This is a genomic window from Candidatus Woesearchaeota archaeon (assembly GCA_021735165.1).
Classification (GTDB): domain Archaea; phylum Nanobdellota; class Nanobdellia; order Woesearchaeales; family 21-14-0-10-32-9; genus JAIPET01.
The window spans coordinates 50,439-62,746 of sequence record JAIPHP010000004.1; the positions used below are offsets into that span (position 1 = coordinate 50,439).

The 12,308-nt window shown below is 31.6% G+C and carries 14 protein-coding genes and 1 rRNA gene; 5 read left to right on the forward strand and 10 right to left on the reverse strand.

Going from position 1 to position 12,308, the window contains the following annotated elements; genetic code table 11:
• Positions 1-114 precede the first annotated feature (114 nt).
• From K9L97_01645 to K9L97_01670, 6 genes are all read right to left on the reverse strand, one after another.
• A complete protein-coding gene (locus tag K9L97_01645) occupies positions 115-420 on the reverse strand; it encodes an FkbM family methyltransferase (protein MCF7871713.1) in 306 nt (101 codons plus the stop codon).
• A gap of 151 nt (positions 421-571) precedes the next feature.
• Positions 572-748: a hypothetical protein gene (locus K9L97_01650; protein MCF7871714.1), complete on the reverse strand. Its 177-nt coding sequence runs from the start codon at positions 746-748 to the stop codon at positions 572-574.
• Positions 749-987: 239 nt separating this feature from the next.
• Entirely contained in the window at positions 988-1,458 is a 471-nt protein-coding gene (locus K9L97_01655; protein ID MCF7871715.1) for an HAD hydrolase family protein, read from the reverse strand.
• Entirely contained in the window at positions 1,455-3,026 is a 1,572-nt protein-coding gene (locus K9L97_01660; protein ID MCF7871716.1) for a hypothetical protein, read from the reverse strand. The genes K9L97_01655 and K9L97_01660 overlap by 4 nt, the downstream gene beginning before the upstream one ends.
• A 1-nt stretch (position 3,027) precedes the next feature.
• Entirely contained in the window at positions 3,028-3,705 is a 678-nt protein-coding gene (gene rpe, locus K9L97_01665; protein ID MCF7871717.1) for a ribulose-phosphate 3-epimerase, read from the reverse strand.
• Between the two features lie 2 nt (positions 3,706-3,707).
• Positions 3,708-4,268 carry an SIS domain-containing protein gene (locus K9L97_01670; GenBank protein MCF7871718.1) on the reverse strand — a complete coding sequence of 187 codons (561 nt, stop codon included), beginning with the start codon at positions 4,266-4,268 and terminating at the stop codon, positions 3,708-3,710.
• Between the two features lie 129 nt (positions 4,269-4,397).
• Here K9L97_01670 and K9L97_01675 point away from each other — a divergent pair, with 129 nt between their 5' ends.
• Positions 4,398-5,039 (forward strand): YdcF family protein, encoded by a 642-nt coding sequence (locus K9L97_01675; GenBank protein ID MCF7871719.1) that lies wholly within the window; start codon positions 4,398-4,400, stop codon positions 5,037-5,039.
• Between the two features lie 56 nt (positions 5,040-5,095).
• Positions 5,096-6,172, forward strand: coding sequence for a glycosyltransferase family 4 protein (locus K9L97_01680; protein MCF7871720.1), 1,077 nt, complete (start codon positions 5,096-5,098; stop codon positions 6,170-6,172).
• A gap of 188 nt (positions 6,173-6,360) precedes the next feature.
• On the opposite strand, the gene K9L97_01685 is transcribed toward K9L97_01680, so the two are convergent.
• The 3 genes from K9L97_01685 to K9L97_01695 are packed head-to-tail and all read right to left on the reverse strand — an operon-like array spanning position 6,361 to position 10,108.
• The gene (locus tag K9L97_01685) at positions 6,361-7,911 is read right to left on the reverse strand and encodes an oligosaccharide flippase family protein (protein ID MCF7871721.1); all 1,551 of its coding nucleotides are present in this window, start codon (positions 7,909-7,911) and stop codon (positions 6,361-6,363) included.
• A gap of 6 nt (positions 7,912-7,917) precedes the next feature.
• Positions 7,918-9,192 carry a nucleotide sugar dehydrogenase gene (locus K9L97_01690; protein ID MCF7871722.1) on the reverse strand — a complete coding sequence of 425 codons (1,275 nt, stop codon included), beginning with the start codon at positions 9,190-9,192 and terminating at the stop codon, positions 7,918-7,920.
• The gene (locus tag K9L97_01695) at positions 9,182-10,108 is read right to left on the reverse strand and encodes an SDR family oxidoreductase (protein ID MCF7871723.1); all 927 of its coding nucleotides are present in this window, start codon (positions 10,106-10,108) and stop codon (positions 9,182-9,184) included. Before K9L97_01695 ends, K9L97_01690 begins: the two co-directional genes overlap by 11 nt.
• Before the next feature lie 302 nt (positions 10,109-10,410).
• On the opposite strand from K9L97_01695, the gene rrf reads away from it, so the two are divergent.
• Positions 10,411-10,527: ribosomal RNA gene (rrf, locus tag K9L97_01700) — 5S ribosomal RNA — on the forward strand.
• Between the two features lie 109 nt (positions 10,528-10,636).
• On the opposite strand, the gene K9L97_01705 is transcribed toward rrf, so the two are convergent.
• A complete protein-coding gene (locus K9L97_01705) occupies positions 10,637-10,849 on the reverse strand; it encodes a hypothetical protein (GenBank protein ID MCF7871724.1) in 213 nt (70 codons plus the stop codon).
• A 264-nt stretch (positions 10,850-11,113) separates the two neighbouring features.
• Between K9L97_01705 and K9L97_01710 the strand changes: the two genes are divergently transcribed.
• Positions 11,114-11,299, forward strand: a complete 186-nt coding sequence (locus K9L97_01710; protein MCF7871725.1) for a hypothetical protein — start codon at positions 11,114-11,116, stop codon at positions 11,297-11,299.
• Positions 11,300-11,312: 13 nt separating this feature from the next.
• Positions 11,313-12,308: hypothetical protein (locus tag K9L97_01715; GenBank protein MCF7871726.1), on the forward strand; the 996-nt coding region annotated here is incomplete at its 3' end.

The window sequence follows — 12,308 nt, forward strand, 5'->3', positions numbered from 1 at the left end:
AGGCATATTTTGAGATAGTGTATTTTTTAAAATATTTTCATAATAATAATGATTAAAACTGTGTTTGCTAAGCCGTTTTTGAATATTATCAAATTTTTTTGAGCTAGTCTCAATTCATAAATATTTAATGTGCTTGAGATTTCTTTTCATACCTTCTAACACTTCTTCTTCATGCCCTTCAACATTTATCTTCGCAAAGTCTACTTTAGACTTGAAAAAAGAGTTACATCTTTTCACAGCGATATTTCGAAAAGAAGTATAATTATATCCCTGATTAAATTTTGAAAACTGCTTGTCTAATGTGTGCGCACCGTCGTTATCTTCACAAACCCACAATTTTAAAATAGTTTCATTATTATAAAGAGCGTATGACTTCACAACAACATTATTCAAATTATTTAATTGTATATTTTTCTTCAATTTTAAAGGATTTTTTGTTCTGGTTCAAAACAAAAGATTTTTACACTTAGTGGCTACGGCAATAACCACAACGCCATTATTAGCACAAACATCTACAAAAACTGTGTTTTTTGTCAATTTTTTTGAAGTAAAATCATAAATGATGTTAAATTCATCCAAAAAAATCTCGTCTATCAACATAATATTTTATGTTTATCATTAAAACAAATTGTATATCCCGATGTTTAATTTCTTTTAGAATTTTTATTGATTTCTTTTGATTTTTTAAATATCCATCAAAAAAATAATGTCCTACTTTTCTTGTTGTTTCTGAACCTTTTTGAAACATTTTTGCTAAACCCGCCTTAAAATAATGAAAATCTCTGTTCCGAGTCTATCCGCGCCCTAAAAGATGCGGCATTACGATTCAGTCGCCTAGACGGAATTTTCAGATTGCGTACTATCGACCTAAAGGTGGGTGTATTAAACCCCCTTCACTAGCGCGCAATAATAATCACCGAACAAAGAAAAAATAAGCTAAAAATCTTCAAAACATTAAATGAAATAAATTTTATATTCATAAAAAAACTACTCAAAATTGAGGCCCCCCAAAAATTTTTCGATTATGTGTAAACACGCATCAAGCACAGCGCCTTCTCCAGAATTGTGCTCAGTAACATAATCTGCCTTATCTCTTGTCAATTTAAACGCATTCTTTGGAGCAATACTATACCCTACTTCATCAAAAATTTTAGCATCGTGAATTCCATCACCCACATATATCGTTGTTTTCAAATCAAAATTTTCTTTCAGCCAATCAAGTCTTTCTTTTTCGGATATAAGTGTTAATTTTATGCCCATGTCGTCCTGAATCCTTCTTTTAGTTATTTCAAATCCCCTTTTATCAGCAGAAATGGCTTGAATTTTTATTTTATTTTTTAGCAATTTTATACCATCTGCATCGTGAGCGCCAAACATCTTTCCTATTTTACCATCTTTTGTATAGAGAAATTGTCCTGTTGTAAATACCCCATCCACATCAAAAATAACACAGTTCATTTTTCTAAATTTTCGTACAACATCAATTTTCCAAAGTAATATAAAAACTTATCGTATGGATGATGATGAAGTGGAGCAATATTTAGATAAATTAGCGCGGTTAAAACTTTTACTTTCTTAATATCGTAATTGTTTTCCTCTAAAAAATCAAGATAGATTTTTTCACATTCTACTAACTGCTGAGGTCTTAAAATGTCACATTTTACCCCATTTGAAGTGTTTTCGATTGTATAAAGATCTTTTTTTACAATCCCATGATTAACAATCATTCCGTGGTACAATTTGGCCAAATCATAATATAAATCTCCGCAATCAAATAACCCTCCAAAATTTTGTCTCCAGTCTAGCAATAAAAATGAATCTTTTGTGATTAAAGTATTTTCAAAATGTAAATCGCCATGAAATTTTATGGGCACTCCTTGATTGAGCCATCCCGAGAAATCTATTTTGGACAAAATATTTTTTAAAGGAGGGGTATATATACCATTAATAACATCCGTTTCGTCTTTAAATTTGTGTTTTTCATAGAATTTTATTATTCTTTCATTTGTTTTTATTCTATAAAATTTGTCGCAGACATCCACGAATTTTCCGTTTTCTTTGTAGTCTATATCAACGAATAAATTTTTCTGCAACCAATGCAGATATTTTTTAAACACTTGCGTATCTATGAATTCTGCAAGAACATCGCCTTCTATGAATTCATATGAATAAAAATGTTCGCCTGCATCTATAATCTTAGGAACTAAATTTCCCAAGATCTTTGCACGCTTAAGTCTGCCAGAAACTATTTTTTTGTCATAAAAAAATTTTATTACTTTGTCATCAAATATGAATAGGGTCTCGTCTATTTTTTCTAGAATTTCAAATTTGTCCGGAAATTCATCTCTTGCCTTATTTAAAGCTTTAATATTGCCTATATCGTACCATTTGTTTATTGATTTGTATTTAAATTTTGCACCTTTTGAGATCATGTCTTCTATACCTGATATGTCATTCAACGAAGAATCCTCGGGGTTATTTTTATACACAGATTCCAAAGATTTCCAAAAAGTGGAAAAATCGCTAATGCCTACTAAACCTATATGAATGTAATCGTAATCTGAGGCTCCTTTTTTTAAAAATTCGGTAACATTTTCTTTTTGGGTTACAAAACTAGCATATTGACTACTATCGTCCAGTTTGTAGCCTGCAACCCAATTATCTGTTTCTGGATTTGGAAGTTCTTCGTCTATAATTGTATCTGCTGCATGAAAAATAAATGGGCATTGTAACTCATTTTTTGCCTGAAGCATGGAATATGCTAAACTCGTTCCCGGACCTTCATATTTATCTACAGTTACAAAAGTTATGTCCCTATCTGGGTAAGCTAACTTACAAAATTCTTCTACTTGATTTGCGTAGTAACCTACCGTAATAACTAAAGGCGTTGACTTAGGATAATTTTCAATTATGTACGACAACGCGGGTTTTTTACCTATTCTTACTAAGGCTTTATTTGTATACTTTGTCAATTCTCCTAGTCTACTACCAATTCCTGAAGTTGTTATCAAAACTTTGTATGTCATTTTAATTATCTAAGTTTTTATCTATTTTTTCTCTAAACTTTTTTGTGGTTTGAATTAAAGTGCCTTCTTTAGGTCTAAAAAGAGATGACGTTCCACCCACCAAAATATCAGCACCACTTTTTATCATTAAATGTGCTGTTTCTGGATTAACACCACCATCAATCATTATTTTTATATTTGTGCCCTTTATTTTTTCTTTGACAGCTCTAATTTTATCATATATTTTAAGGATAATCTTGTGTCCTACAATGCCCGGATTAATTGCCATTAACATGATATACTCTATTTCCTCCAATATATAATCCAAGGACGATAAAGGTGTTGCAATATTTAGTACAACTCCTGCTTTAACATTATTTTCTTTTATAATTTTTAATGTTCTATGCAAATGTAAATTATTTTCTACATGAACATAAATTATGTCCGCTCCAGCATTTGAAAATATAGGTATGTACTCCTCCGGGTTTGAAATCATGAGGTGAACATCTATTGGTTTCTTTGTCAATTTTCTTATTCCAGATAGCATTTCTGGAAATACACCTAGTCTTGGCACAAAATGACCATCCATAACATCAAAATGAATATACTCTATTTTGGATTCATTTATATTCTTTACTTCATTTTCAAGATTCATTAAATCTGCACAAATTAAAGACGCACTTAATTCGTATTTTTTCATTTTTACTCCAAATTTGAATGTCTTTCCCACATAGTTTCGTGAGATTCATTAAGCTTTTCCATTAATAACAAAACAACAGCGTCAAAAAACAAACCTAAACATTGCTCATTTAGCGAAGTCATAGGTTGGACCGATATTAGACCCTCAACGTCCTTGATTTTTGAAGGCGCTTTAAGCAACAAAACAACATCTGCTAATTTCGCCATTCTTGATTCCTCATTTCCCGTTATCAAACAAACCACAGCTCTGTTTTTTTTGGCAATTTCAACAACATCAAAAATCGTTTGAGTTTCACCTGAACCAGAACTTACTAGTAATAAATCATTTTCAGATATGTTAGGCACATTACTATCTCCCAACATATAACTATCTAATCCTAAATGTTTTAACCTCATAGCAAAACCTCTTGTAGCATAACCAACCCTACCTGCTCCGATACAAACAATTTTTTTAGATTTTAAAATTTTGTCGATAAACTCAGAGATATTAGAAAAATCAGAATGTGAAAAAACGTGGCTTATTTCATTTATAATAACATTAACTTTTTCATTAATTTCTACCATGCATAAAAAAAAAACTGATGTTTTATATATTTTTGCAATATCAAAACACAGAAAAAAAAAGAGTAAAGTTGCCACTGAATAATAGTTAAAAAGCGAAAAATTTATATATCCAAATGAATTATAATGAGCATGAAGAAAATAAATCATGAAAAAATTAAAGAAATATACGATTACATGATCTCAGAAACTGTACCCCTAGAGAAAGCAGAACCGACAGATTTAGCGTTTGTTTTTGGACGCTTCGATCCAAAAATAGCAGAGAAAACAGCGGAAGCATATAAATCAGGCAAAATCAAACGAATATTAATTACAGGAGGAATAGGAAAAGACTCCGGAATACTTGCAGAATATGGCATTTCAGAAGCAGATTTTCAAAAATCTTTATTAATATACGAACACAAAATACCCGAAAATGAAATAATTACAGAAGAAACAGCAAAAAATGCTGGAGAAAACAGCAGAAAAGGAATAGAAACAATACTGCAAAAGGAAATACCTCACAAATCTATGATTATGATTATGCATCCCTTGTCAGCAAAAAGAGTCTACTCCGTGTTTAAACTAGAAGCTGAAAAAAAAGGATTCACGTCTGAAATACAACAAACAACATCAGACTATGCATTTGATATCAATAACGAACAAGACGTGAATGAACTGATGACTGAAATGATAAAATTGTACGAATGGCCTAAAAATGATTGGTGTGTAAAACAAAAAAAAATACCCTCAAAGCTAGTAGACTACGCAAAAAACAATCTTGCACGAGGTTGAGAATCTTAAAAAATGTTTCAGACAAAATTTATAAATTACCCGGAATTATTTAACATATGAAGAAAATACTTTGGTTAGCTTATGGACCCAACACGATATATCTTGAATTAGCTAAAGAATTGGGCAAAAATGCTGAACTTAAACTAATATTTGTAGAAAAGTTCAAAGCATTTGACATAAAGGATAAAAATTACGAAATAATTATTAAAAAACACAAAACAAACTATGTTTATTCTACAAAAAAGTTTTTTGAAAAAAGAGATATAGCTTATTTGATATATTTTCCCGGATTAGAGAAAACTATAAGCGCTATTAATCCAGATATAATTATTTCTAACCTTTGGTACATGCCGGCCACATGGCAGGCAGCAAAAATAGCCAAAAAACTTAACACTCCTTTTTATCTTCAAACAGAAATGCAGTTATTTCCAGGAGGCATTTCTGGAATAATTAGTAAAATCTTATTCAAATTCAAAAAGAACATGTTTTATCAGGCAGAAAAAATATTGCCGTGGACAAATAGATCTAAAGATTTTTTGATTAAACAAATGCCTGAATTAAAAAACAAAATAGAGGTTGTTCCTGCAGGAATAGACAACAAAATGTTTTATCCTGTAAAAAGAAAAAAAAGCAAAACTTTGCGTCTGCTTTTTGTGGGTAGAATGGTTCCTTATAAGAGTCTTCATCTTCTTTTAGAAGCAATAAAACAATTAAAAGAAAAAAACATAACTTTGTCTGTATATGGTGAAGGTCCACTAAAAGAGGAATATGTTAAGTTTGTAAAAACGAACAAGTTAAAAAATTGTGTGTTCTTCGAAAAGCCATATAAGCGAGAAGCTTTCAAAAAGATCTGTGCTGAGCATGACGCTTTAGTTCTTCCAAGCTACAACGAAGCAATCGGCATGGTCGTTCCAGAAGCATTAGCGTGCGGTCTACCTGTAATTGTCTCTGATACTGCAGGAGCAACAACGTATGTCGAGCATGGAAAAAACGGTTTGATATTCAAGACAGGAAACCTGAAAGATTTAATAAATAAAATTAAGATTATTAAAAAAGACAAATTAAAAGGTTATTTGAACAAAAAATATTTTTTACAAAATACCGGGCTAAAATCACTTATAACCCAAGTTTGACAGTTTGCTAATTATTTTGTTTCTGAAAAAGTGTCCGTTTTTTATTAAAAAAGCGTACTTTTGTAAGTGAAATGTGAACAAATCCACAGTATTATAGAACCAACCCTCTCTTTTTGTTTTGTTTATTAAATATCTTTTTAACGATTTCATCTAAAAAAAGAAGAGCAATAATTTAAATAATTTTTCATTCACAAAAACTTTCTTAATACTTTCCTAGGTTTACTTAAGTCCAAACCTATTTTCTTTTCAATAACAAGCATCAAGTCGAAGTCGTCTTGAGAAAATGTTTTCGTTGCAAATAACAAAAATACAAAGAAAGCAGAATATATTATTCCTGCGATAATAAGCTGCGCAATTAAGTGAATCGGAGTTAATGCAAACAACAGGAACACACCTTTAGTAATTACTCCTGAAATTATTCCTGAAAAAAGAATTTTCAGTACAGACCCAAATTCAAATTTAACCATAATAAGTTTTTGAGAATAAACATATTCAGAAATTCTTAGCAGAAGAAGACTTAGCCCTGAAGCTAGAGCAACACCAATAATTCCAAAGATATTTACAAAAAATAAATTTAAACATAAATTGAATATTGCCCACATAAGATTATTATAAAACAGGAATTTTGACTTTTTCTTTATAAGAACAGGAATATAATAAAAGGCGAATATGTTAACAATGCTAAAAAACACAGACAAGATTATCAAAGACATAGAGCCACTCAAAAATTCTTCTCCAAACAAAATAAAAATTATTTGATTTGAAAATAATACCAGAAGAACAGAACCAAAAATTGTCGCGCCAAAAACCCATATCGTTGTTCTTGAAAATATTTTCTTATAGTCTGCAGAAGACTTGTAATACGTCTTAGTTAAAGTTGGCATAAGTAAGCTTCCAAACAAACTTGGAATAAATAGAAGAAATGCAGCTAACGAGTAAGCTATACCATAAATTCCTACAGCTGAAGAATCGATGAATCCTGCAAGAACGAAGTTGTCTGTCCAGCTCAAAACATAAGCCATCAATCCCATTAGCATAAGGGGAAGGGAAAAAAACAACCATTCTTTTGTTTTAAAAATAGGTTTACTTATTATTCGCTTATAATCCTTAATATAAAATAGCAAGTAAAGCAGGAAACTTAAAGAAATAGAAAATACTAAACCTACAACCATAAAAATCAGTTCTAAATTCAGAAGAATTATTATTCCTATTGTTGCAAGCAGAATTATTCTTTCTAGAACATTGTAGGAAAATACCGCTTTAAATGGGTTGTTTGTAGAGAAAAAATAGTATGTAAAAAACGAGTTTATAGTTCTAAAAGGTATTGCAATAACAAGAATCTTCAAAAGAAAACTAAATTCTGAAGGAAGATTAAAAATTTCACCTATACCTTGTGCAAGCAAAAAGAGAATCGCAGACACCACAATCGAAACAACAAGAGGCCAACCTATTGCAAATATTCTGTAGCCTTTAAGTTCTCTGAACTTCTTCTGTGAAATATAATAAGAAATATACCTTTGAACGCCGAACCCTATCCCCATATCTGCAAAAACAACAGCCAAGCCAAGTATCGTCATCAATATTTCAAATATTCCAAAATCTTCGGGTCCGAAGTATCTTGCTGCAAATAATTTAAAAAAAAACATCAGAACATAACCCATCATACCCAGTATAAAAGTTATTCCTGCACCATACAATACTTGTTTTAATGCAGACATGTGTGTTGCTTCTTTAGTCATTTTAACCTATAGAGAAAAATAGTTTATATTTTCTTTGTTTATCTTATCAAAAGCGCCTTTGATATCAAAGAACAGGAGTTTATCAGAGTCTTTTATGACTAACAGTTTTTCGATATCTTTTAAGTATTCTTTATGAGGAACTGTCATAATAACACAATCAACGCCAAAAATTTCATTCAGTGGCGTGTTTTTTACACCAAATTTCTCTTCATCAATTTGCTCTTGTGTTAAAAGAGGATCATTTGCAATAACCTGCAAACCATATTCTTTGAGTTCTTTAATCAAATCTTTTGCCTTACTATTACGAGGATCATTCACATTTTCCTTAAATGAAAGACCCAACACTAAGACTTTACATACAGATATATTTTTTTGCTTTTTAATAAGCTCTTTTACTATTCTGTCCACAACATTTTTTGCCATCGAGTCATTTATTTCTCTTCCCGCAAGAATCACTCGTGGAGTATGCCCTAGTTCTAAGGCTTTATATGTTAGATAATAGGGATCTACACCTATACAATGACCACCCACCAAGCCAGGAGTATACTTGTGAAAATTCCATTTTGTTCCTGCAGCTTCAATTACGTCCTTTGTGTTAATTCCGAGTTTTTCGAATATTATGGATAATTCATTCATTAAAGCAATATTCAAATCTCTTTGGACATTTTCTATAACTTTGGCTGCTTCTGCAACTTTTATAGAAGGTGCTTTGTGTATTCCTGCAGGTATAACAGATGAATAAACTTCAGATATTGTATCAAGAGCTTCAGAATCGCTTCCCGAAACAACTTTCATAATCTTATCAGGTGTGTGTTCTTTGTCACCAGGATTTATTCTTTCTGGAGAGAATCCTATTTTGAAATCTATTCCAAGTTTCAGACTGGATTCTTTTTCTAAAATAGGCACACATATATCTTCTGTGACTCCTGGATATACTGTGCTTTCGTATACAACAATTGAGCCGGGAGACAGGTTTCTTCCGACTAGTTTGGAAGCTTTTTCTACACAAGACATGTCTGGTTTTTTGTGTTCATCGACAGGTGTTGGTACTGCAATTATAATAAAATCAGATTTTTTTATATTTGCAGGATTATCTGTAAAAAAGATGTTTGCTTTTTTTATTTCATCTCCGACTTCCCTTGTGGGATCCATACCTTTTTGAAAGGATTCAATCTTGGCTTTGTTTATGTCAAAACCTGTTATCCTTTGCTTCTTTCCAAATAAAACTGCTAGTGGCAAACCAACATAGCCCAGACCCACAACACATATTTTACGAGACATAGTAATTCACCGTTTTTTCTAAACCTTTTGAAAAAGAATACTTAGGAGAATAACCAATAAGCATTTTTGCTTTTGAAATGTCCGCGAGGCTGTGTTTTATGTCGCCAACACGTTCATCAACATAAGTTGTTTCAACAGTTTTACTGAGAATTTTCTTAATATGATCTACTAACTCATTTAGAGTTATCCTATTGCCACAAGCAATATTAATGATTTCTCCTGAAACATTTTCAGCTTTGGTTGCGAGCATTATTGCTTCAACCACATTACCCACATAGGTAAAGTCTCTGGACGTTAATCCATCACCATATATTGTAGGAGATTTGTCTTCAGAAATCAGTTTAATAAATTTTGGAATAACCGCTGAATACTCTGAATGTGGATCTTGTCTAGGTCCGAACACATTAAAAAATCTCAGTCCAATAATATTCATATTAAATAATTTACAATAAAGCTTTGCATATTGTTCATCAGTATATTTTTGAACAGCATATAATGATAATGGATTAGGAGCCATAGTTTCTTCTTTAGGCAGTTTGGGAGAATCTCCATATACCGAACTTGAGCTTGCAAAAATAATTCGTTTCACACCTGCCAGTCTAGCCGCCTCAAAAACAGAAAGAGTTCCGGTAATATTATTTTTATTTGAACCTAAAGGATCTTTTATGCTTCTTGGAACAGAAGGCAAAGCTGCTAAATGCACAACACAGTCAACATTCTCAAATAGGGAAACTAATTCTTCCGTATCAATAATGTCTTGTTCATAAAAAGAAATTTTATCTTCAAAAGCAAAAATATTCTCTTTTTTTCCAGTTAATAAATTGTCAACGACTTTGACATCTAAACCAACAAAAACCAAGTGTTCAACTACATGACTTCCTATGAATCCAGCTCCACCAGTAACTAAAAATTTCATTAATACAAAAACAGAAGAGGACTATATAAAAGTTTTTAGTAAATTTCTATTTATATTCCATATTGTAATTAATTATTCTGTTCTGTAGTCATAATTAATAAACAAAAAAACAAAAAAAACATGTGCTTACATACTTCAGTTCAAATATAAACAACATTTAGTGATAGAAAGGAAATAAGACCATTAAAATGATCAATAAAGATTATTTCAAACCTTAAATTTCAAAAAAAATATTATTTTACCAAAGAAAAAAACGAAAATATCCACAAAAACATTTATAAACCAATATTGATTCCTAGATATTAGACGGTCAAAGCGACGTGGTTCCACCTGTTCCCATTTCGAACACAGAAGTTAAGCACGTCTACGTTCTGGTGCGTACTGCCCTTACGTGCGGGAGAGCCAGAAAGCTGTCACCTTTTTTCTAATTTTTCTAATAATATAAAAAAAGTATAAAAAATGTGTACTGCAACAAATTTAGTTGTGCAGCACACAATTCATGGTTTTAGGGGTTTGAACTGAGAAATACTAGTTTTCTTCTACGAATTTTTCGAGTTCTTCATCAGCTTCCGATCTGACTTCCTCTTTGTTTGCAAGAACCGCTTCGTAGTATGCTAAAGGTCTTATTGTTACTATCTCGGTTCTATGTATCAGGTATTTTCCTGTTTTGCTCTTTGTAATAGTTGTTTTTATTACAGGCATCTGTTTTAGTTGTTCTTCTTTTTTATTACTTAATCCCATTTTTTATCACCTTATTTTTGTATTTTGTTTTGTTAAAAATGTGTTTTGTTAGAAATTTCGGAAAATTCTATAGTTTTCAGGTTCAAAATCGGCTTTTTTTGAATATTTGCAAGAGCAAACAATTAAAATCACTCCTCAAAGTCCGTTTAGAAACGCAAGAATGCATCTAGCACATCCAGATACAAAAAATGTTAATTTTGTATTTTCATCAAGTGCATCCCGAATATCTGTATTACCTTGGAGCTCAATTACGAGGAACACAACGTGGAACGCGTTAAAGATCTGTGTTTCTTAGTAAAAAACTTAGACTGCAAAGCAACTAACAATACTCCGCAATACAAAAAAGAAAGACCTAAGGACACACCCATTTTCATCCTAATCATCTCAAAAACAACAATAGTCACTTTTGAGTGGTATAAAATCGTAAAGTATTTAAAGTCTGTTCAATAATCTGTTAAAGACTATGAGGAAAAAGAGTTTCTTTAGGAAAGGACTGGAAAAAATAATCTTAACAGCATCAGGATTATTATTGCTAAACAGCATAAATACTTCTCAAACTACTAATTTAACGTTTTCAGGTGAAGTAAAGACTAAAACTGAAATGGAGAGGCCTTTGCAAGTACCAATAAACATAGAACAATTAGTCAGCGGCTCATGGCAACCAAGAACCAACACAACAAGCAACGAACAAGGCGAGTATGAAGTAAGTACTGTTATAACAGGCATGAAAGAACACCAAGCATTAACGCCAATGAACTACATAACTTTAGATAACAAGGGTTTTTTGTCTGCAACAGACAACACACAACTAACACACGCCGTGTACACATTACCTTTAATGCAAGAAATACTAAAAGAACAAATAAATCTAAAGCAAGGCAATAACGATTTGCCAAAAAACAATTTTCACGGATTAGCCAACACCCATTATTTTGAAACATACAGCAACAAACACGGCATAATAAGCAGGCTCATAACAATCCAAAACAGCCAAATTACTCATGAAAGCGTAAAAGGAAACAGAACTATAAAAATGCCTGTGACCAACAGCAGAAATAATAATGATGATTTTGAGAAAGCACAAAAAACACAAGCCTCACAAGCTTCGCAGAATTTTCAAAACTCCGATTCATTATACTTCAGAATAATAACAAACCCCAAAAACTTAGAAGGAAACCTAAAACAATACAAAGCAGACACCACGATAGCAAGCACACCAAAAGATGCACCTACAAACATAACGAATCAAAAGCACAAACTAAACTTAAAAGACAACTACATATCAGTACAACTTTGGTACGTTACCAGCCTAGGAGAAATAAACGCAAACAAAGAACTACCAACAAACATTTCAGGCGTATTAGACACAACATTTTACTCCAACACAAACGGACTAATAGACATAACATTCAAAAAACCAAATACAGAAAACCAAGAAATAACAATCACATTCCCAAAC

Bases quoted from the DNA above. Each gene is read 5' to 3' on its own strand.
- K9L97_01650 (MCF7871714.1), bottom strand. From the start codon at position 748: ATGTTTCAAAAAGGTTCAGAAACAACAAGAAAAGTAGGACATTATTTT.
- K9L97_01655 (MCF7871715.1), bottom strand. From the start codon at position 1,458: ATGAACTGTGTTATTTTTGATGTGGATGGGGTATTTACAACAGGACAA.
- K9L97_01660 (MCF7871716.1), bottom strand. From the start codon at position 3,026: ATGACATACAAAGTTTTGATAACAACTTCAGGAATTGGTAGTAGACTA.
- rpe (MCF7871717.1), bottom strand. From the start codon at position 3,705: ATGAAAAAATACGAATTAAGTGCGTCTTTAATTTGTGCAGATTTAATG.
- K9L97_01670 (MCF7871718.1), bottom strand. From the start codon at position 4,268: ATGGTAGAAATTAATGAAAAAGTTAATGTTATTATAAATGAAATAAGC.
- K9L97_01675 (MCF7871719.1), top strand. From the start codon at position 4,398: ATGAAGAAAATAAATCATGAAAAAATTAAAGAAATATACGATTACATG.
- K9L97_01680 (MCF7871720.1), top strand. From the start codon at position 5,096: ATGAAGAAAATACTTTGGTTAGCTTATGGACCCAACACGATATATCTT.
- K9L97_01685 (MCF7871721.1), bottom strand. From the start codon at position 7,911: ATGACTAAAGAAGCAACACACATGTCTGCATTAAAACAAGTATTGTAT.
- K9L97_01690 (MCF7871722.1), bottom strand. From the start codon at position 9,192: ATGTCTCGTAAAATATGTGTTGTGGGTCTGGGCTATGTTGGTTTGCCA.
- K9L97_01695 (MCF7871723.1), bottom strand. From the start codon at position 10,108: ATGAAATTTTTAGTTACTGGTGGAGCTGGATTCATAGGAAGTCATGTA.
- K9L97_01705 (MCF7871724.1), bottom strand. From the start codon at position 10,849: ATGGGATTAAGTAATAAAAAAGAAGAACAACTAAAACAGATGCCTGTA.